General features: G+C 75.3%; 19 protein-coding genes. 12 read left to right on the top strand and 7 right to left on the bottom strand.

Annotation, left to right across the window (positions count from 1 at the left end):
- The first annotated feature begins 92 nt into the window (after positions 1 to 92).
- The 4 genes from ACI79E_RS03760 to ACI79E_RS03745 all read left to right on the top strand — a co-directional run bounded on the left by ACI79E_RS03760 (position 93) and on the right by ACI79E_RS03745 (position 3,904).
- The gene (locus tag ACI79E_RS03760) at positions 93 to 1,307 is read left to right on the top strand and encodes a diguanylate cyclase domain-containing protein (RefSeq protein ID WP_456931207.1); all 1,215 of its coding nucleotides are present in this window, start codon (positions 93 to 95) and stop codon (positions 1,305 to 1,307) included.
- A gap of 9 nt (positions 1,308 to 1,316) precedes the next feature.
- Entirely contained in the window at positions 1,317 to 2,090 is a 774-nt protein-coding gene (locus ACI79E_RS03755; protein WP_456931206.1) for an enoyl-CoA hydratase-related protein, read from the top strand.
- 105 nt (positions 2,091 to 2,195) lie between these two features.
- Positions 2,196 to 2,324, top strand: a complete 129-nt coding sequence (locus ACI79E_RS03750; RefSeq protein ID WP_456931205.1) for a hypothetical protein — start codon at positions 2,196 to 2,198, stop codon at positions 2,322 to 2,324.
- Positions 2,325 to 2,557: 233 nt separating this feature from the next.
- Positions 2,558 to 3,904 carry a dicarboxylate/amino acid:cation symporter gene (locus tag ACI79E_RS03745; RefSeq protein ID WP_456931204.1) on the top strand — a complete coding sequence of 449 codons (1,347 nt, stop codon included), beginning with the start codon at positions 2,558 to 2,560 and terminating at the stop codon, positions 3,902 to 3,904.
- Positions 3,905 to 3,965: 61 nt separating this feature from the next.
- Here ACI79E_RS03745 and ACI79E_RS03740 read toward each other — a convergent pair whose 3' ends face one another.
- Positions 3,966 to 4,820: a hypothetical protein gene (locus ACI79E_RS03740; protein ID WP_456931203.1), complete on the bottom strand. Its 855-nt coding sequence runs from the start codon at positions 4,818 to 4,820 to the stop codon at positions 3,966 to 3,968.
- A gap of 79 nt (positions 4,821 to 4,899) precedes the next feature.
- Here ACI79E_RS03740 and nucS point away from each other — a divergent pair, with 79 nt between their 5' ends.
- The 3 genes from nucS (at position 4,900) to ACI79E_RS03725 (ending at position 7,728) form a co-directional block, all read left to right on the top strand.
- On the top strand, positions 4,900 to 5,571 hold the full coding sequence (gene nucS / locus ACI79E_RS03735; RefSeq protein WP_456931202.1) for an endonuclease NucS: 672 nt from the start codon (positions 4,900 to 4,902) through the stop codon (positions 5,569 to 5,571).
- Between the two features lie 62 nt (positions 5,572 to 5,633).
- A complete protein-coding gene (locus tag ACI79E_RS03730) occupies positions 5,634 to 7,415 on the top strand; it encodes a 3-hydroxyacyl-CoA dehydrogenase family protein (RefSeq protein WP_456931201.1) in 1,782 nt (593 codons plus the stop codon).
- 7 nt (positions 7,416 to 7,422) lie between these two features.
- Positions 7,423 to 7,728, top strand: coding sequence for a hypothetical protein (locus ACI79E_RS03725; RefSeq protein WP_456931200.1), 306 nt, complete (start codon positions 7,423 to 7,425; stop codon positions 7,726 to 7,728).
- Here ACI79E_RS03725 and ACI79E_RS03720 read toward each other — a convergent pair.
- From ACI79E_RS03720 to mce, 5 genes are all read right to left on the bottom strand, one after another.
- Positions 7,725 to 8,324: a class F sortase gene (locus ACI79E_RS03720; RefSeq protein ID WP_456931199.1), complete on the bottom strand. Its 600-nt coding sequence runs from the start codon at positions 8,322 to 8,324 to the stop codon at positions 7,725 to 7,727. The genes ACI79E_RS03725 and ACI79E_RS03720 overlap by 4 nt on opposite strands.
- Entirely contained in the window at positions 8,321 to 9,109 is a 789-nt protein-coding gene (locus ACI79E_RS03715; RefSeq protein WP_456931198.1) for a DUF4397 domain-containing protein, read from the bottom strand. Before ACI79E_RS03715 ends, ACI79E_RS03720 begins: the two co-directional genes overlap by 4 nt.
- Positions 9,110 to 9,174: 65 nt before the next feature.
- Positions 9,175 to 10,551: a hypothetical protein gene (locus ACI79E_RS03710; RefSeq protein ID WP_456931197.1), complete on the bottom strand. Its 1,377-nt coding sequence runs from the start codon at positions 10,549 to 10,551 to the stop codon at positions 9,175 to 9,177.
- Positions 10,552 to 10,658: 107 nt separating this feature from the next.
- On the bottom strand, positions 10,659 to 11,990 hold the full coding sequence (ccrA, locus tag ACI79E_RS03705; protein WP_456931196.1) for a crotonyl-CoA carboxylase/reductase: 1,332 nt from the start codon (positions 11,988 to 11,990) through the stop codon (positions 10,659 to 10,661).
- Between the two features lie 107 nt (positions 11,991 to 12,097).
- Complete coding sequence (gene mce / locus ACI79E_RS03700; protein WP_456931195.1) at positions 12,098 to 12,553, bottom strand: methylmalonyl-CoA epimerase; 456 nt, start codon at positions 12,551 to 12,553, stop codon at positions 12,098 to 12,100.
- 180 nt (positions 12,554 to 12,733) lie between these two features.
- Here mce and ACI79E_RS03695 point away from each other — a divergent pair, with 180 nt between their 5' ends.
- The 5 genes from ACI79E_RS03695 to ACI79E_RS03675 are packed head-to-tail and all read left to right on the top strand — an operon-like array spanning position 12,734 to position 18,020.
- Positions 12,734 to 13,924, top strand: coding sequence for an acetyl-CoA C-acetyltransferase (locus ACI79E_RS03695; RefSeq protein WP_456931194.1), 1,191 nt, complete (start codon positions 12,734 to 12,736; stop codon positions 13,922 to 13,924).
- Positions 13,921 to 14,943: a methylmalonyl Co-A mutase-associated GTPase MeaB gene (gene meaB / locus ACI79E_RS03690; RefSeq protein WP_456931193.1), complete on the top strand. Its 1,023-nt coding sequence runs from the start codon at positions 13,921 to 13,923 to the stop codon at positions 14,941 to 14,943. The genes ACI79E_RS03695 and meaB overlap by 4 nt, the downstream gene beginning before the upstream one ends.
- A 23-nt stretch (positions 14,944 to 14,966) precedes the next feature.
- A complete protein-coding gene (locus tag ACI79E_RS03685; RefSeq protein ID WP_456931192.1) occupies positions 14,967 to 16,436 on the top strand; it encodes a phytoene desaturase family protein in 1,470 nt (489 codons plus the stop codon).
- Positions 16,437 to 16,477: 41 nt separating this feature from the next.
- Entirely contained in the window at positions 16,478 to 17,002 is a 525-nt protein-coding gene (locus tag ACI79E_RS03680) for a MarR family winged helix-turn-helix transcriptional regulator (protein WP_456931191.1), read from the top strand.
- A 43-nt stretch (positions 17,003 to 17,045) separates the two neighbouring features.
- The gene (locus tag ACI79E_RS03675; protein WP_456931190.1) at positions 17,046 to 18,020 is read left to right on the top strand and encodes a tetratricopeptide repeat protein; all 975 of its coding nucleotides are present in this window, start codon (positions 17,046 to 17,048) and stop codon (positions 18,018 to 18,020) included.
- Positions 18,021 to 18,074: 54 nt separating this feature from the next.
- Here ACI79E_RS03675 and ACI79E_RS03670 read toward each other — a convergent pair whose 3' ends face one another.
- Positions 18,075 to 19,484: a neutral zinc metallopeptidase gene (locus tag ACI79E_RS03670; protein WP_456931189.1), complete on the bottom strand. Its 1,410-nt coding sequence runs from the start codon at positions 19,482 to 19,484 to the stop codon at positions 18,075 to 18,077.
- Positions 19,485 to 19,726: the final 242 nt, after the last annotated feature.

Here is a 19,726-nt window from a genome sequence, read left to right as displayed (position 1 = left end):
GAGCGCTCCGCGGCGGGCAGCCGCACCGGTGTCGGGACTCCCCGTACAGAAGTGTGTGTGAATCGTCACCGACAGCCGTTACGGTGCCGCGCGTGCTGAGCCCCCGCCCCGCCGTCGCCGACCCCGACCGGCTGGCCGCCCTGGCCAGCTACCGCCTGGGCGGCCACGCCGGCGACGCCGACCTCGACGCGGTCGTCGCCTACATGGCCCGCGCTCTGCACGCGCCGATCGCGGTGATCAACCTCGTCGGCCCGGACCTGCAGTGCTTCCCCGCCGAGATCGGGGTCGGCGCACCGTTCTCCACCGTCCCCGACGAGCTGTCGTTCTGCGCCTACGTGGTGGCCACCCGCGAGCCCCTGGAGGTGCCCGACGCGCTGGCCCACCCCGTGTTCGCCGGGAACCCCGCGGTGGCCGCCGGCGCCATCCGGTCCTACCTCGGCGTCCCCCTCATCGACGAGGACGGCTTCGTCCTCGGGTCGCTCGGCGTCTTCGACGACGACGTCCGCAGCTTCTCCGGCGACGACCTCGACGTCCTGGGGATCCAGGTGCGCCTGGTGCGCAGCGTCCTCTCCCTGCGCCGCCAGGTGGCCGCCCACCGGTGGGACGCCCGGCTGCTGGCGCTGCAGGGCCGGGTGCTCGAGGCGGTCGCGACCGGTGCCCCGCTGGAGGAGGTCCTCGACCTGCTGGCCGCCGCGGTCCGCGAGCTGACGCCGGATGCCGACACCGAGCAGCAGCTGGCGCTGCGTGAGACCGTCGACCGGCTGACCACCGTGGCCACCGAGGCCGACGGGTGGCGGCGCGCCATGACGCGGGTGGCGCGGCAGGACCCGCTCACCGGGCTGGCCAACCGCGCCCACCTGCTCGACGCCGGACGCGCGGCGCTGGCCGGGGGTGGCGCGGTGCTGTTCATCGACGTGGACCGCTTCAAGGAGGTCAACGACCGCGGTGGTCACGCGGTGGGCGACCAGCTGCTCGTCCGGCTCGCCGAACGGCTGCGCGAGCACCTGGAGGACGTGCCGGACGCCGTCGTCGGCCGCCTCGGCGGCGACGAGTTCGCCGTGGTCCTGCCGGGCCTGGACCGGGCGACGGCCGCAGCGGTGGGCGAGCGGCTCGCGGCCGCCCTGGTCGACGAGGTCGAGGTCGGCCGGCGCAGTGTCCGGGTCTCGGTCAGCATCGGGCTGGCCGTCGCCGAGCCGGGGACGGCGTTCGAGGACGTCCTGCAGGCGGCGGACCTGGCCATGTACGGGGCCAAGGAACGCGGCCGCGGGCGGCTGCACGGCGGGACCGGGCCGGTCGAGGTCCGCTAGCGTCGGCCCATGAGTGCTGAGGGTGCGCCGCGGGTCGCCCGCGACGGCGACGTCGTCACGATCACCATGTGCCGGCCGGCCAAGCGCAACGCCCTGTCCCGCGAGCACCTCGGCCAGCTGCTGGCCGCGGTCACCGAGGCGGGGGAGAGCGACGCGGCGGGCATCGTGCTGGCCGCCGAGGGGCCGGTGTTCAGCGCCGGGCACGACTTCGCCGACGTCGCCGGCCGGCCGGTGACGGAGGTGCGCAGCCTCCTGCAGCTGTGCACCGAGCTCATGCAGACCATCCAGGGTGTGCCGCAGGTCGTGCTGGCCCGCGTGCACGCCCTGGCCACCGCGGCCGGCTGCCAGCTGGTCGCCTCCTGCGACCTCGCCGTCGCCGCGGAGTCGGCCGGCTTCGCCGCCCCCGGGGGCAAGGGCGGCTGGTTCTGCCACACGCCGATGGTGGCGATCGCCCGCAACGTGGGCCGCAAGCGGGCGATGGAGCTGGCGCTGACCGGCGACGTCATCGACGCGCGGACGGCGCTGGACTGGGGGCTGGTCAACCGGGTGGTGCCCGACGCCGAGCTCGACGACGCCGTGGCCGACCTCATGGGCCGGGCCACCCGTGGCTCGCGGGCGAGCAAGGCGTGGGGCAAGCAGACGATGTACGCCCAGCTGGACCGCCCGGAGCGGGACGCCTACGCGACCGCGGTGGAGGTCATGGCCTCGGCCAGCCAGCTGCCGGGCGCCGTGGAGGGCATGACCTCCTTCCTGGAGAAGCGCCGGCCGGTGTGGCCCGACTGACCGAGGGCCCTCCGATGGGAGGCCGCTGACCGTCCAGGTGTGCGTCGCCGCCGGTGCGGGGTACGGCGGGACGACCACATCCGGCGGGGAAGGGCAGGACGGCGCATGAGCGAGCAGAGTCCCGAGAAGACCGAGGTCGAGCGGGGCGGGATGGACGAGGCGAGCGACGCCCCGCTCACCGAGACCGAGATCGAGACCTCCAAGAAGCCCGAGGACCGCGACAGCAACGTGTAGCGGCGGTCCGACGGCGCCACCTCCCGGGAGGCCGGGAGGGGGCGCCGTCCCCGGTGAACCCGGACACACCCGGGATGGTCGAGACGGCGGGGCGCCTTGACCCCTGCGTGCGCAACGTGTGGGGCCTGACCCGGCGGCGCGCGCTCGACTTCGGGCGGATGACGGCCGACGGCTGAGTGCGCTCCCTGCGCCCCCGTCGTCCCTCCCCGAACCTCCCCGGAAGGCACTCTCCCGTGCTCGCTCGTCTCCGCCGCGTCCCCTTCGCGGCGCAGGTGCTCCTCGCCCTCGTCCTCGGCGTGGCCCTCGGGCTGGTCGCCCGCGACATGGGCCCCGTCGCCGATGGCACCCCCAACTGGCTGACCAGCACCCTCCAGACCATCGGCGCCACCTTCGTGACGCTGCTGAAGGCCCTCGTCCCGCCGCTGATCGTCACCGCGGTGATCGTCAGCATCGCCAACCTCAAGCAGGTCTCCAACGCCGCCCGGCTGGCCGGTCAGACCCTGCTGTGGTTCGCGATCACCGCACTGGTCGCGGTCGCCATCGGCATCGGCCTGGGCCTGCTCACCGAGCCCGGCCGCAACAGCTCCGTCGACGCCGCCGCCCAGGCCGTGCCGGAGAAGACCGGCTCCTGGTGGGACTTCCTCACCGGCCTCGTGCCGGGCAACGTCCTCGGCCTGCAGGGCTCGGCGGACGGCAGCCTGTCGTTCAACGTGCTGCAGCTGATCGTCATCGCCGCGGCCATCGGTGTCGCCGTGCTCAAGGTCGGCGAGCCGGCCGAGCCGTTCCTGGGCCTGGTCCGCTCCGCGCTGGCCATCGTCCAGAAGGTGCTGTGGTGGGTCATCCTGCTCGCCCCGCTGGGCACCGTCGGCCTGATCGGCAACGCGGTGGCCAGCTACGGCTGGGAGTCCCTCGGCTCGCTCGGCGTCTTCGCCGGTGCGGTCTACGCCGGTCTCGCGCTGGTGCTGTTCGTCGTCTACCCGGTGCTGCTGCGGCTGCACGGCCTCTCGCCGCTGCGGTACTTCGCCGGTGCCTGGCCGGCGATCCAGCTGGCCTTCGTCTCCCGTTCCTCGATCGGCACGCTGCCGGTGACCGAGCGGGTGACCGAGCAGAACCTGGGCGTGCCGCGCTCCTACGCCTCGTTCGCCGTCCCGCTGGGCGCGACCACGAAGATGGACGGCTGCGCGGCGATCTACCCGGCGCTGGCGGCCATCTTCGTCGCCCAGTTCTTCGGGGTGGACCTGTCGATCACCGACTACCTGCTGATCGCCCTGGTCTCCGTCATCGGTTCGGCGGCCACCGCCGGGGTCACCGGCGCGGTGGTCATGCTGACGCTGACCCTCTCCACGCTGGGCCTGCCGCTGGCCGGCGTGGGCCTGCTGCTGGCGATCGACCCGATCCTCGACATGGGCCGCACCGCGGTGAACGTGGCCGGCCAGGCGCTGGTGCCGACGATCGTCGCCAAGCGCGAGGGCATCCTCGACGTGGAGCGCTACCGGTCGACGTCGACGATCGACCCGATGGCCCGCGTCGACGAGCGCGGCGGCGTGGACGCCGACCTGCGCGAGCCCGTCACGGTGTAGCCGTCCCTCCCCGCACGCCCGACCGGCCCGGTCCTCCCGATGGAGGTCCGGGCCGGTCGCGTCAGTGCTGCTGGAGGTCGGCGCAGCCGGTCTCGTGCGGCAGCAGCGGGCGCAGGGTGAGCGCCCAGCGGCTGCCGTCGTCGGCCAGCCACGGCGTGAGGGCGTTGGCCCGGCCGGCCGCGTCCACGACGGCGTCGGCCTCGGCGCCGCGCGCGACCACGCACGAGAGGCCGAGCCGCTCCTCCAGCCACTCGCCCGGCAGGGCCGGGCCGGGCCACGGGGACTCCGGCTGGACGAGCTCGGGCTCGGGGGCGGCGGTGTACCCAGTGGCGACCGCGGCGACCGCCGTCGGCCGGTAGGACTCCGGGCCCGCCGCGCCCAGCGACGCGTCCGGCGCGCTCAGGAGGTCGATCAGCGCCATCAGCTCCCCGCGGACGGCGCGCTGCTGCGGGGTGAGGCCGCCGTCGTCAGGCAGCTCGAAGAGGGCCTGCACCTCGCGGACCGACGTGCCCTCCTCGGTGACCAGCGTGAAGCGGGTCGCCGGCGCGTCGGCGACCGGGGGGCTGCCCAGGTCGCCGGTCTCGGGGACCCCGGCGGCGACGGCGCGGTCGACCACCGTGCGCACGCCGTCGGCGTCCAGCTGCCAGACCTGCAGGTTCGGCAGCGCCGGCCCGGGGTAGATCGCCGGCACCGGCCCCTGGGCGAGCACCCGGCCGTCGGCGTAGACCGCCACCAGCGGCAGCCGGGCGGCCAGCAGCTCGGGCGTCACGAACCCGCCGACGTGCTCGACGAGCAGCACCAGCCGGCCCGGGTCACCGGGAGCCGGTGTCTGCGGGCTGCGCGCGTCGCCCCCGCGCTGGGCGCACGCGCACAGCAGGAGCAGGAGGGCCAGGGCGACGGGCAGGGCTCTGGTCACGCCCGCCAGGATGCCGCCTGGCGACCCGCCCTCCCCGGTCCGGCGAGCTGTTGTTGCCGGTTCGGTACCGTCGGACCCCGTGCGCCTGGTCATCGCCCGTTGCTCGGTCGACTACATCGGGCGGCTCACCGCCCACCTGCCGATGGCGTCCCGCCTGCTGCTGGTCAAGGCCGACGGCTCGGTGTCGGTGCACGCCGACGACCGCGCCTACAAGCCGCTGAACTGGATGAGCCCGCCCTGCTCCCTCAAGGACGAGCTGGCCGACGGGCAGGGCACCTGGACGGTCACGAACAAGGCCGGCGAGCAGCTGGTCATCACCATCGAGTCCGTCGAGCACGACTCCTCCCACGAGCTGGGGGTCGACCCCGGCCTGCAGAAGGACGGCGTCGAGGCCGACCTGCAGCGGCTGCTGGCGCTGCACGTGGAGACCTTCGGGGCGGGCTGGTCGCTGGTCCGGCGCGAGTACCCCACCGCGATCGGCCCGGTGGACCTGCTCTGCCGCGACGCCGACGGCGCGACCGTCGCGGTCGAGGTCAAGCGGCGGGGTGAGATCGACGGCGTCGAGCAGCTGACCCGGTACCTGGAGCTGCTCAACCGCGACCCGCTGCTGGCCCCGGTCCGGGGCGTGTTCGCCGCCCAGGAGATCAAGCCGCAGGCACGGGTGCTCGCCGGCGACCGCGGCATCGACTGCCTCACCGTCGACTACGCCGTCCTCAAGGGCACCGACGACCCGTCGCAGCGGCTCTTCTGAGGCCCGGACGGAGTGCCACGGCGCGGGGAACGCGCCCCTGCCACTCCGCTACCTTGGCAGGCGTGGCCAGGGAACTGAACGAGGTCGGCGTCGTGGGGCTGGGCACCATGGGTGCCGGCATCGCGGAGGTGCTCGCCCGCGCGGGTCTGTCGGTGACCGCCGTGGACGTCGACGACGCGGCCGTGGCCCGGGGCCGCGAGCACCTGGAGCACTCCACCGGACGCGCGGTGCAGCGCGGGAAGCTCGATCCGGCCGAGCGCGACGCGATCGTGGAGCGGATCCGGTTCAGCACCTCCCTGGAGGACCTCGCGCACGCGGAGCTGGTGATCGAGGCCGTGCCGGAGCGCATGGACCTCAAGTGCGAGATCTTCGGGAAGCTGGACGGGATCTGCCCCCCGGACACCATCCTGGCGACCAACACCTCCAGCCTGTCGGTCACCGAGATCTCCGTGGCCACCGGGCGGCCGAGCAAGGTCATCGGCATGCACTTCTTCAACCCGGCGCCGGTGATGAAGCTGGTCGAGGTGGTGCGCACCGTCGTCACCGAGCCGTCGGTGGTGGAGGACGTCGAGGCGCTGGCCGCGCGGCTGGGCAAGGTCGACGTGACCATCGGCGACAAGGCCGGGTTCATCGCCAACGCGCTGCTGTTCGGCTACCTCAACCACGCGGTGTCGATGTACGAGAACCGCTACGCCAGCCGGGAGGACATCGACGCGGCCATGCGGCTGGGCTGTGGCCTGCCCATGGGCCCGCTGGCGCTGATGGACCTCATCGGCATCGACACCGCCTACGAGATCCTCGACACGATGTACAAGCAGTCGCGCAACCGGCTGCACGCGCCCAGCCCGGTGATCAAGCAGATGATGACCGCGGGCCTGCTCGGCCGGAAGTCCGGCCGCGGCTTCTACACCTACGCCGGCCGCGACTCCGCCGAGGTCGTCCCCGACGCCCTGACCCCGGCCGGCGGCGCGGCCGCCGAGGGCGCCCGCCCGGTGCACCGGGTGGGTGTCGTCGGCTCGGGCACCATGGCGACCGGCATCGTGGAGGTGGCCGCCAAGGCCGGCTACGAGGTCGTCTTCGTCGCCCGCACCCTGGACAAGGTGGAGGCGGTGCAGGCCGCGCTGGGCCGCTCGCTGGACAAGCAGGTCGTCCGCGGCCGGCTGGAGGAGTCCGCCCGCGACGAGGCGCTGGGCCGGGTCACCGGCAGCGCGTCGCTGGACGACCTCGCCGACGTCGACCTGGTCATCGAGGCCGTGGTCGAGCACCTGGGCGTCAAGCAGGCGCTGTTCGCCAACCTCGGCGAGATCTGCAAGCCCGGTGCGGTGCTGGCCACGACCACCTCGAGCCTGCCGGTCATCGAGTGCGCCCAGGCCAGCGGCCGCCCGGCCGACGTCGTCGGGCTGCACTTCTTCAACCCGGCCCCCGTCATGCGGCTGGTGGAGGTCGTCTCGACGATCGCCACCGCGCCGGACGTCGCCGCGACGGCGCACGCGGTGTCGCTGGCGCTGGGCAAGCACCCGGTCTCCTGCACCGACCGGGCCGGGTTCATCGTCAACGCGCTGCTGTTCCCCTACCTCAACGACGCGGTCAGGATGCTCGAGGCGCACTACGCCACCGCCGACGACATCGACGCGGCGATGAAGGTCGGCTGCGGCTACCCGATGGGCCCCTTCGAGCTGCTGGACGTCGTCGGTCTGGACGTCGCCCTGGCGATCGAGCGCGAGCTCTACGCCGAGTTCCGCGAGCCCGGCTTCGCCCCCGCCCCGCTGCTGGAGCACCTGGTCACCGCCGGCTACCTGGGCCGCAAGACCGGTCGTGGGTTCCGGGACCACGCGCGGAACTGAGTCCCCGTTGCCCCGCCGCACCGGACGGCACGGGTCACGCCCGGCCGGCCGCGAGCCGTTCCGGCGTCCCGACCCCGTCGAGGAGGCCGCCGACGGCGACTGGGTGGTGCGGCCGGTCCCCGGGTCGGCGACCGCCAAGACCTACCGCTGCCCCGGGTGCGACCAGGAGATCCGGCCCGGCGTGCCGCACGTGGTGACCTGGCCGGCCTACCTGCGCGACTCCGACCTCGAGCCCTGGGACACCGGGTCGGCGGCCGACACCCGCCGGCACTGGCACACCGCCTGCTGGCGGGCCCGGGACCGCCGCCGCTAGGGCGCCGCGACCGTCGTCACCACCACGTTGTCGGTGTAGCTGCGCCGGGCGCGGTCGAACTCCCCGCCGCAGGTGACCAGCCGCAGCTCCGCGCGGGGCGTCGGGCCGTAGACCGCCGCGGTGGGGAAGGCGTCCTTGGCGTACCGGGCGACCCCGGTGACCACGAAGCGGGCCGTCGTCCCGTCGTCGCGGTCGACGAGCACCTCGTCCCCGGCCGCGAGCTCCCGCAGCCGCCAGAAGACGCCCGGCCCCTCGTGGGAGTCGACGTGGCCGGCGACCACGGCCGGCCCCACGTCGCCGGGTGCCGGGGCACCGGGGAACCAGCCGGCCCGGTCGTACTCGGCAGGCGGCACCAGCGCGCCGGTCGCGTCCACGCCGAGCCGGACCAGCGCGCTGTCCACGCCGATGGCCGGGACGCGGACCCGCAGCGGCGCGACGGAGGTGGCGACCGCGCCCTCCACGACGACCGGTGTGGTGACCCGGGCGGCGGGAGCCGCCGGCGCGGGGGACAGGAGGGCCACGGCGCCCGCGACCCCCGCGGTGGCCGCCAGCAGCCGGCGCACCAGCGGCAGCACGGGACGCCGGCCGCCGCTCACCGGATCCGCGCCCGCAGCCGCAGCACGGTGAGGACGGCGGCCGTCAGCGCCACACCGGCCACGACGGCGGGGAGCGCGGACCGGTCGGCCGTCCCCCCGGCACCGGCCTCGACCCCGCCGGTGGGGACGACGGCCGCACCGGCGGCGTCGAGCAGGACGCGGACGGTCAGCCCGCCGTCCGGACGGTCGAGGACGAGCAGGCTGTACAGGGAACCGGCGGCCAGCTCGACCGGGACGTCGGCCGGCGCGCCGCCGGACCGCAGCTGCAGCGTGGTCGCACCGGCCGGCACCGCGACGTAGGGCCCGGCCTCGGTGGCACCCAGCCCGGTGGCCACCGCGACGCCGGCCGCGGTGACGTCCAGGGACGGCGCCCCGGCGGCGGCGGCCACCACGCGGACGCGGGCCGACCCGGCCGGGGGAGGCGTGCGGTCGTCGTCCAGGACCACGAGCCGCAGGTCGGCGAAGGAACCCACCGCGGCCACCGTGCGGGCGGCGCCCGCGGGCAGCTCGACGGTCGCCGACAGCACCGGTGGACTGCCCGGGTGGGCCCCCACGGCGCGGACGCTCACCGCGTAGCCGCCCGCCGGGACCTCCCGGTGCTCGGAGGCGTCGCCGTAGCCCAGCTCCGCGGGCGGACCGGCGGCCTCCCCCGTGCCCGGGGTGGTCACCGAGAGGGCGACGGCGGGGGTGTCGGGGGACAGGTGCGCGACCCGCAGCAGGGCCGGCTCCGCCGCCGCGGCGGGCAGGCCGGACAGCGCCGCAGCGGCGGCGAGCAGCAAGACCACGAGGGCGCGCAGCGTGCGGGGCGCCGCCCCCGCGGCGCGCGCGGTGCGGGGGAGCAGCGGGCCGCTCAGCGGCGGCCGGGGGTCACCGGGTGGCTGCCGGTGTCGGGCTGGTCGGGCTGCACCGCGGGCTGCACGAGGGTCGGCGGGTCGACCCGGTTCCCGGTGGCGGGGCTGCCGGAACCGACGGGCCGCAGCTGCTGGGTCGTCTGCGCGGACGGTGCCGGGCTCCCGTCCCGGTCCTCGTCCTCCGAGGGCTGCTCGTCCGGGGCCTGCTGCGCCGGGGTGGGCTGGGCCGGGGCCTGCTGCGACGGCGCCGGGGGCTGGTGCGGCGCGACGTGCCTCGGGGCGTCGGATGCGGCCGCCTGCGCCGGGGGCCGGGTCGGCTGGCGGGCCGCGACGGCCTCGCCGGTGCCCGTGCGCGGCGGCTCGGCCGGGCGGCCGACCGCCGGCTGCGGGGCCGTGGTGGGGCGGACGGCGGGCTGCTGGGCGGTCACCGGCCCGACGGGCTCCTGCGCAGCCGGCTTCGGCGCGGGGGACGGCTGCGAGGCGGTGGACGGCTGCGGCTGCGCCTGGCGCGGGGTGGGCGAGGGGCGGTCCGGCCCGGGGACCGGCGGCCGCGCGCCGGCCGTGGGCTCGGTGCGCCGGTCGCCGAGGTCGGGCAGCTTGTCGAGGACCCGCCGGGCCTCCGCCAGCCGGCCGGCCAGCTCGTCGCGGACCGAGCGGACCGCCGCCGCGGCCGCCTCCGCGTCGCTGACCAGCTGGGCGGCGTGCTGCTCGGCCGCGGCGATCCGCTGCCGGGCGGCCTCGGCGGAGGCGTGGTCGCGCTCCTGGTCGCGCTGGGCGGCCTCCTGGCGACGGGCCCGCTGGGCGATCTCGAAGTCCTCCTCGACCTTCGTCCGGCGGGCCTGGGACTCCGCGTCGAGCCGGGCGACCTTCTCCTGGGCCTTGCTGACCAGCTCGTCGGCGCGGATCTGCGCCTTGCTGGCGATCTGCTCGGCGTTCTGGCGGGCCTCGGCGATCATCCGCTCGACCTCGGCGCGGCCGGCGGCGTGCCGCTCGTGCATCGCCCGCTCCTCGGCGGCGGTCTGCTCGCGCAGCGCCTGCGCCTCGGCCTGGGCGGCCTGCCGGATCTCGGCGGCCTCCTCCTCGGCGAGCCGCAGCATGTGCGAGATGCGCTCGCTCATGTTCTCGAAGGTGGCCGGGCCCGCCGACGCGGCCTTGCGGCGCAGCGCCTCGATCTCCCCGTGCATGGCCTGGAGCTGACCGGCGAGGTCGGCCGAGCGGGCCATCGCGGCGTCCCGGTCGGCGTACGCCACCCGGATGTCGGCCTCCAGCCGCTCGATCGTCTCGGCGACCTGGTGCCGGTCGAAACCCCGAAGCACGACGTCGAACGAGTGCTGGGCCTCACGCATGGGCAGCATGTCGCGGCGGGGGTCGCTCATGCGTCCATCCTCGCAGAGTCGGCGGCAGGAGTCGGCGTGTCACCGGGGCTCCCTCGCAGGGTGCCAGCCGTACCTGGCAACGCGCCACGTCCCGGCCTCGTGGGCCCCTACACGCCCCGGAAGCGGTTGATCGCGGAGAGGTGCTTCGCCCGCTTCTCGGGGTCGGTCACCCCGAGGCCCTCGGTCGGGGCGAGGGTCAGGACGCCGACCTTGCCCTGGTGGGCGTTGCGGTGGACGTCGCAGGCGGCCTGGCCGACCTGCTCCATCGGGTAGACCTTCGACAGGGTGGGGTGGACCAGCCCGCGGTCGATGAGCCGGTTGGCCTCCCACGCCTCCTTGTAGTTGGCGAAGTGGCTGCCGACGATCCGCTTGAGGTTCATCCACAGGTAGCGGTTGTCGTACTGGTGCAGGTACCCGCTGGTGGAGGCGCAGGTGACGATCGTGCCGCCCTTCTTGGCGACGTAGACCGACGCGCCGAAGGTCTCCCGGCCCGGGTGCTCGAAGACGATGTCGACGTCGTCGCCGCCGGTGAGCTCGCGGATCCGCTTGCCGAACCGCTGCCACTCCCGCGGGTCCTGGGTGTCCTCGTCCTTCCAGAAGGTGTAGCCCTCGGCGGAGCGGTCGATGACCAGCTCGGCGCCCATGGAGCGGACGATGTCGGCCTTCTCTGGGCTGCTCACCACGCAGACCGGGATGGCCCCGCCATTGAGGGCCATCTGGGTGGCGTAGGAGCCCAGGCCCCCCGACGCCCCCCAGATCAGGACGACGTCGCCCTGCTTCATGGCCGCCCCGTTGTGCGAGACCAGCTGCCGGTAGGCGGTGGAGTTGACCAGCCCCGGGCTGGCGGCCTCCTCCCAGGTGAGGTGGGCGGGCTTGGGCATGAGCTGGTTGCTCTTGACCAGGGCCAGCTCGGCCAGCCCGCCGAAGTTGGTCTCGAAGCCCCAGATCCGCTGCTGCGGGTCGAGCATCGTGTCGTCGTGCCCGGCGGGGTCCTCGAGCTCCACCGACAGGCAGTGCGCGACGACCTGGTCACCGGGGCGCCACTTGTGCACGCCCGGGCCGACCCGCAGGACGACGCCGGCCAGGTCCGAGCCGACCACGTGGTAGGGCAGGTCGTGCCGCTTGGCCAGGTCGTGCAGCCGGCCGTAGCGCTCCAGGAAGCCGAAGGTGGAGACCGGCTCGAAGATCGACGTCCAGACGGTGTTGTAGTTCACCGACGAGGCCATCACCGCCACGATCGCCTCACCCGGGCCCAGCTCCGGCGTCGGCACCTCGTCCACGTGCAGCGACCTGCGCGGGTCCTTGTCCTTGGTGGGCAGGCCCTCGAACAGGTGCTGCTCGTCCTTGCGGACCACCACCGCCCGGTAGGACTCCGGCACCGGCAGTCCGGCCAGGGCGTGGGGCTGGTCGGCGAGGATGGCGTCCCTGATCTCGAACACGTGCGTCTCCTGGGTCTTCGTCGGCTCGGAGGCGGTGCGGCGGGGTACCGGCGGTGCGGTGGCGCGAGACGTTACCGGCGAGTAGCCACCCCGTCAGCCCCCGGCGGTCAGTGGCCGGAGGCTGCCGGCTCGACCAGCTCGACGAGCACCCCGCCGGCGTCCTTGGGGTGGACGAAGTTGACCCGGCTGCCGGCCGTGCCGCGCTTCGGGGTGTCGTAGAGCAGGCGCATCCCGCGCTCGCGCAGCGTGGCCGCGGCCGCCTCGACGTCGGCGACGCGGAAGGCGAGCTGCTGCAGGCCCGGCCCGGAGCGGCCGATGAACTTCGCGATCGTCGACTCGGGGGTGAGGGGCGCCAGCAGCTGGATCCGGGTGTCGCCGTCGCCGACGGCGAGCATCGCCTCGTGGACGCCCTGCTCCTCGTTGATCTCCTCGTGCACCGACTGGATGCCGAAGGCGAGCTCGTAGAAGGCGATCGCCTCGCGCAGGTCGGGCACGGCGATCCCGACGTGGTCGATGGTGGTGAACAGCTCGGCCGGCAGGCCGGAGGGTGCGTCAGTGGTCACGGCGGCATCCTCCCCGACGAGACGTCTGAGACGACAGGCGGTTGTGAGGGCGGTCACAGACGGCCGCCGGAGCCCGTCGCGGTCCTATCCTGGACGGAAGCCCGAAGGCCGCGCCGTCCGCGCGGTCAGCTCCGAGAACAGCCGCACCGCCGTCGACGGCGGGCGGCACTGGAGGCCACCATGCCCCGTTCGGTCATCGTCAGCGGCGCCCGCACCCCGATGGGCCGGCTGCTCGGCTCGCTCAAGGACTTCTCCGCGGCCGACCTCGGTGCGGTCGCGATCAAGGCGGCCCTGGAGCGGGCCGGGATCTCCGGCGACCAGGTCGACTACGTGATCATGGGCCAGGTGCTGCAGGCCGGCGCCGGGCAGAACCCGGCCCGTCCCGCCGCGGTGGCCGCCGGCATCCCGATGTCGGTGCCGTCGTTCACCCTGAACAAGGTGTGCCTGTCGGGCATCGACGCGATCGCGCTGGCCGACCAGCTGATCCGGGCCGGGGAGTTCGACGTCGTCGTGGCCGGGGGCATGGAGTCGATGACCCAGGCCCCGCACCTGCTGGCGAACTCGCGCACCGGCACCAAGTACGGCAACACCACGCTGATCGACTCCATGGCCCACGACGGGCTGAGCGACACCTTCGACCAGGTCGCGATGGGCGAGCTGACCGAGAAGGCCAACTCGCGCTACGACCTGACCCGCGAGGAGCAGGACGCCTTCGCCGCCGCCAGCCACCAGAAGGCCGCCGCCGCGGCCAAGAACGGCCTGTTCGACGACGAGATCACCCCGGTGCTGATCCCGCAGCGCAAGGGCGACCCGATCGAGTTCCGCGAGGACGAGGGCATCCGCCCCGACACCACCGCCGACAGCCTGTCCAGGCTCAAGCCGGCCTTCGCGGAGGACGGCACGATCACCGCCGGTTCGGCCTCGCAGATCTCCGACGGCGCCTGCGCGGTGGTGGTCATGTCCGCGGCCAAGGCCGCCGAGCTGGGGCTGACCCCGCTGGCGGAGATCGGCGCGCACGGCGTGGTCGCCGGCCCCGACGCCTCGCTGCAGAGCCAGCCGTCCCGGGCCATCGCCAAGGCCTGCGCGCGGGAGGGCATCGACCCGGCCGAGCTGGACCTGGTCGAGCTCAACGAGGCCTTCGCCGCGGTCGGCATCGTCTCCACCCGCGAGCTGGGCATCGACCCGGAGAGGGTCAACCCCAACGGCGGCGCGATCGCCCTGGGGCACCCGATCGGGATGAGCGGGGCCCGGATCGTGCTGCACCTGGCCCTGGAGCTGGGCCGCCGCGGCGGTGGCGTGGGTGCCGCGGCGCTGTGCGGCGGCGGTGGGCAGGGCGACGCGCTCGTCCTGCACGTGCCCGCCCGCGCGTGACCCTGGACGGCGCCGCCGTCCAGCCGACCGGGCCCGCCGCCCCCCGTGGGCCGAGGACCTCCCGCCGCGCGGTCGACGTCGCCGACCTGGTCGCCCGGGCGCGCGACGGGGAGGCCCGCGCGGTGGCGCGGCTGGTCTCACTGGTCGAGGACGCCGGACCGGCCGTCCGTGAGGTGGCCGCGGCGCTGGCCCCGCACACCGGGCACGCGCACGTCGTCGGCCTGACCGGGGCGCCCGGCGTCGGCAAGTCGACGACGACCGCCGCGCTCGTGCGCGCCCTCCGGCGAGCCGGGAAGCGGGTCGGCGTGCTCGCCGTCGACCCGTCGTCCCCCTTCTCCGGTGGTGCCCTGCTCGGCGACCGGGTCCGCATGCAGGACTCCGCCGGCGACGCCGGCGTCTACATCCGCTCCATGGCCGCCCGCGGCCACCTCGGCGGGCTGGCGTGGGCGACGCCGCAGGCCCTCCGCGTGCTGGACGCCGCCGGGTGCGACGTCGTGCTGGTCGAGACGGTGGGCGTCGGGCAGTCCGAGGTGGAGGTCGCCGCGCTCGCCGACACCACGGTGGTCCTGCTGGCACCGGGCATGGGTGACGGCATCCAGGCGGCCAAGGCCGGCATCCTCGAGGTCGCCGACGTCCTCGTCGTCAACAAGGCCGACCGGGACGGCGCCGACCGGACGGTGCGCGACCTGCGCGCGGTGCTCGGCCCGGTCGAGCGTCCGGACGGCGCCTGGCGGGCCCCGGTCTGCCGGACGGTGGCCACCCGGGCGGACGACGAGGGCATCGGCACCCTCCTCGCGGCCGTCGACGAGCACCGCCGTTGGCTGGAGACCTCGGGGGAGGCCACCCGGCGACGTGCGACGCGCGCGGCCCGCGAGATCGAGGCGATCGCCCTGGTGGGGCTGCGGGCGCGGATGGGGGAGGTGCGGGGCTCGGCGGCCCTCGGTCCACTGGCTGAGGCCGTGGTGGCGGGACGCACCGACCCCTTCACGGCGGCCGACGCGCTCCTCGCGCAGTTGTGACCCGCTGAGGGCAGGATGGCGGGGTGAACGGGAAGCCGGACGCCGTCGTCGTCGGAGCCGGGCCGAACGGGCTGGCCGCGGCCCTGCGGATGGCCGCCGCCGGCCTGCGCGTGCAGGTCGTCGAGGCGGCCGAGCGGCCCGGTGGCGGCATGCGCACCGAGGAGCTGATGCGGCCGGGCTACCGGCACGACGTCTGCTCGATCGTGCAGCCGATGGCCGCCGCGGCGCCGTTCTTCCGGGAGTTCGACCTCGCCAGCCGCGGCGTCCGGTTGGTCCAGCCGGAGATCAACTACGCCCACCCGCTGGACGGTGGCGGTGCGGCGGTCGCGTACCGATCGATCGAGGAGACCGCCGCGGGGCTGGGCCCGGACGGACCGGCCTACCGCCGCCTGTTCGAGCCCCTGGTCGAGCACGGCACCGACGTCGTCGACTTCTTCCTGACCAGCCAGCTGCGCCGGCTGCCCACGCGCAGCGTCGGCGCGATCACGAGGTTCGGGCTCAACGGGCTGCCCAACGTGCGCTGGCTGGCCCACCGGTACTTCGAGACCGAGGAGGCCCGCGCGCTGCTCGGGGGCGCCGCCGCGCACGGCATGCTCGACCTGACCCAGCCCCTGACCTCCGCGCTGGGGATGCTGCTGACGATGCTCGGCCACCACGTCGGCTGGCCGCTGGTGGAGGGCGGGTCGCAGAACCTGGCCGACGCGATGGTGACCGCCCTGGAGCAGCAGGGCGGCGAGGTGGTCACCGGCCACCTGGTCACCGACCTGCGCGAGTTCGACGGCGTGCCGGCCGTGCTGCTGGACACCACGCCCGAGGCGTTCGTGTCGATGGCCGGCGACCGCGTGCACGAGGGCTACCGCCGCTGGGTCCGCCGCTACAAGCACGGGGCCGGCGTCTTCAAGGTCGACTGGATCCTCTCCGAGCCGGTGCCCTGGACCAACCCCGACGTCCGCCGGGCCGGGACGATCCACATCGCCGGCACCCTGGAGGAGACGATCGCCGGGGAGCGCGCCCCCAACCAGGGGCAGCTCACCGACCGCCCGTACGTCCTCGCCGTCCAGCCGACCGTCCCCGACCCCACCCGGGCGCCGGAGGGCGGGCACGTCTTCTGGGCCTACGTGCACGTGCCGCACGGTGCCGACGTCGACATGACCGAGGCCATCGAGGACCAGGTGGAGCGCTTCGCGCCCGGGTTCAAGGACACCATCGTGGAGCGGGTCACCAAGGACGCCGTCGCCATGGAGGAGTGGAACCCCGCCTACATCGGCGGGGACATCTCCAACGGACAGGCGACGCTGTGGCAGATGCTGGCCCGCCCGGTGCCGCGCTGGAACACCTACAAGACCCCGGTGCCGGGCGTGTACCTCGCCTCGTCGGCCACCCCGCCCGGGCCGGCCGTGCACGGCGCCTGCGGCGACAACGCGGCGCGGGTGGCGCTCAAGGAGGTCTTCGGGGTCCGCGAGGTGCCGCCACTGCGCCCCGCCCCGCGGTAGCCCGGACGGTCCGGCCAGGACGGCCCGTAGCCTCTGGTGCCATGGTCCGACCGCTGGGGCTGCCCTTCGATCCCATCGAGCGCGCCGGCGACTCGTGGGAGCAGCACTTCGGCCCGGCCGCGACGATGCGCGCAGCGACGTCGGTCTTCCGCGTCCAGCAGATCCTGCTCGCCCGCTTCGACGAGGCGCTGCGGCCGCACGCGCTGACCTTCGCGCGCTACGAGGTGCTGGTCCTGCTGACCTTCAGCCGCACCGGTGAGCTGCCGCTCAAGGTGATCGGCAGCCGGCTGATGGTCCACCCCACGAGCGTCACCAACGCCATCGACCGGCTGGTCGCGGCCGGCTACGTCGACCGCCGGCCCAACCCCGCCGACGGCCGTGGCGTGCTCGCCGGCATCACCGAGCGGGGCCGGGCCGTGGTGGAGGAGGCCACCGCCGCGCTCACCGCCCTCGACTTCGGGCTGGGCGACGTCCCCGAGGCCGAGCTGCGCACGCTGTTCGACATCCTCAAGCGGGTCCGGCTCGGCGCGGGTGACGTGGCCGACGCCGAGGCCACCCTCGGCTGAACACCCCGGACGCCGGCGCGCCCGCGGTGGGATGATCGAGGTCATGCAGCCCTCCCGCCCCGGACGCCCCGACCCGCGCGCACAGGCCCAGCAGGCTCAGCTGGCCGCCTCACTCGCCGGCGCGGTCGACCTCGCCGCCGTCAAGGCCCGCTCCGAGGCCGCGGCACGGGCACAGGCCGCACCCCCGCCCGCGCCCGCCGCCCCTGGCGCCCCGGCCGGTGCCGCCGGCGGCGCGGTCGTCGACGTCACCGAGGAGACCTTCCAGACCGAGGTGCTCGACCGCTCCTTCCAGGTCCCGGTCGTGCTCGACCTGTGGGCCGAGTGGTGCGGTCCGTGCAAGCAGCTGTCCCCGGTGCTCGAGCGGCTGGCCGCGGAGGGGGGCGGCTCCTGGGTGCTGGCGAAGGTCGACGTCGACGCCAACCCGGCGCTCTCCCAGGGCCTGCGGGTGCAGGGCATCCCGGCGGTCAAGGCCGTCTGGCAGGGGCAGCTGGTCGCCGAGTTCACCGGCGCCATCCCCGAGGAGCAGGCGCGCCAGTTCGTCAGCGAGCTGGTCCGCGCCACCACCGGCGGCGCCGTCCCCGGCGCGGGGGAGGGTGAGCCGGCCGACGACGACCCGCGCCTGGACGCCGCCGAGGCCGCCCTCGAGCGCGGCGACCTCGCCGCCGCGGAGGCCGCCTACCAGGCGATCGTCGACGCCGAGCCCGACCACCCCGTCGCCGGCCTCGCGCTGCGCCAGGTGCAGCTGTTCCGGCGCGCCGACGAGGCCGGGCCCGACGCCCTGGCCCTCGCCGACGCCGCCCCGGACGACGTGACCGCGCAGACCCGCGCCGCCGACTTCCTGCTCGGCACGGGGGACGTCGAGGGTGCGTTCGCCCGCCTGCTCGACGTCGTCCGCCGGACCGCCGGTGAGGAGCGCGACCAGGCCCGCAAGCACCTCGTGGAGCTCTTCGGGATCGTCGGCGACCAGGACCCGCGGGTGGGCGCCGCCCGCCGCGAGCTCACCATCGCCCTGTACTGAGCCCTCGCCCCTGAGCCATCGCCCCGGACTGGGCGGATCCCGCGCCCGGGGCCGTCAGCCGACGCCGACGTCGCACGCGCGGGCGCCCTCCAGGAACCCGTTGCGGAACAGGTCGACCAGCTGGAAACCCGAGGCGTCGGTGTCGCCGAGCACCTGCGGGTCGTTGCCGTACTCGAGCAGGAACTGCACGCTCTCGTCCAGGTCTCCCGGTGAGATCGCCACGTCGGTGAGCTCGCCGTTGTAGACCTGGGCGCTGTACCAGCCGGCCAGGCACACCGCCGACCGCAGCGCGTCGTCCCCCTCGGCGGGCAGTCCCAGCTGGTCCCGCGCGGCCAGCGCGTAGGGGATGGCGACGGCGGTGGGGACGGCGAAGTCGCCCAGGGACTCGTACGCCGGGCCGGCGAGGTCCTGCTCGTCGTACGCGACCACCCCGCCGCCCCGGCCGCCCCCGGGTGGGCAGTAGACGAGGTCGACGTCGTCGGCCGCGCACGCGGGGGCCTCGCCGCGGAAGGGCTCGAGCTCCGGCTCGGCGAAGGTGCCGTCGAGCACCTCGGTGAAGGCGCGGTCCCAGAACTCCGGCAGGGAGGACTCGACGATCTGCTCGATCGTCCCGTACGGGGCGTTGCCACCGCTGCGGAAGTCGCTGTCGGTGGTGAACTCGCCCTGCGTGAACACGCGGTCGGGACCGAAGCGGTCCCGGCAGGCGACCGGGCCGTCGTCGAAGCCCTCCTGGAACGCCGAGACCCGGTCGAAGTAGGAGCCGTGCGCCTGCTCCTCGTCGGTGCCGGTCCCGACCGGGTCGCGCAGCAGCAGGTAGCCGCGCAGCAGCTCGTCGAGTTCCGGTTCGCGGATCTGCGAGTGGGTGGCGTTCCCGTCGGCCACCCACGCCGTCCAGGCGCCGGCGAAGCAGTCGGCCTGCGTCTCGGTGGCGATCGAGGCCGGCGGCGACCCGACCCGCGCCTGGACGGCGTGACCGAACTCGTGGGCCATCACCAGCGCGGGGATGAACCGGCCGTAGCCGTCGGCGAGCTCGGTGAGGAAGGCCCGGTCGTAGCTGATGGAGTCGGAGTTCGGCGCCTGCGGCGCCTGGCAGTAGAAGGCGTTGCCCTCCACCTCCCGCGGGTCGGTGCCGCACCCGATGCCCTGCGGGTAGACCGCGGGGTCCACGTCGCCGGGGTCGACGCTGAAGTAGCCCCCCGCCAGCGGGCTGAAGCGGCCGCCGAACACGTCGGGGAACTGCTCGGCCCAGTAGTCCTCGAGGTCGGCGAGGGCGTTGCGGGCCAGCACGTCGATCGGCCCGTCGACCGCACCCACGACGGCCACCCGGCCGGGGGCGGCGTCGTCCGGCGGTGGGTCCGCGGCCCGCGGCCGACCGAGGACGACGACCGAGCAGCCGGACACCACGAGCAGCGCGGCCACGGCCAGGAGGGCCGGGACGACCCGGCGCAGCAGGACAGCAGGCATGTCCCCGGCATCGTCCCACCCCGGCGGCGGTACCGCTGGGGGAGCGACTCCCAGGTGGGGGCCCCGGGGGGGGGGGGGGGGGGGGGGGGGGGGGGGGGGGGGGGGGGGGGGGGGGGGGGGGGTGGGGGGGCGCGGGGGGGGGGGGGGGGGGGGGGGGGGGGGGGGGGGGGGGGGGGGGGGGGGGGGGGGGGGGGGGGGGGGGGGGGGGGGGGGGGGGGGGGGGGGGGGGGGGGGGGGGGGGG

The organism is Geodermatophilus sp. SYSU D00079, from assembly GCF_054050635.1.
The sequence above is the reverse complement of the archived record's forward strand: the minus strand, read 5'-3'. Positions and strand labels throughout refer to the sequence as shown.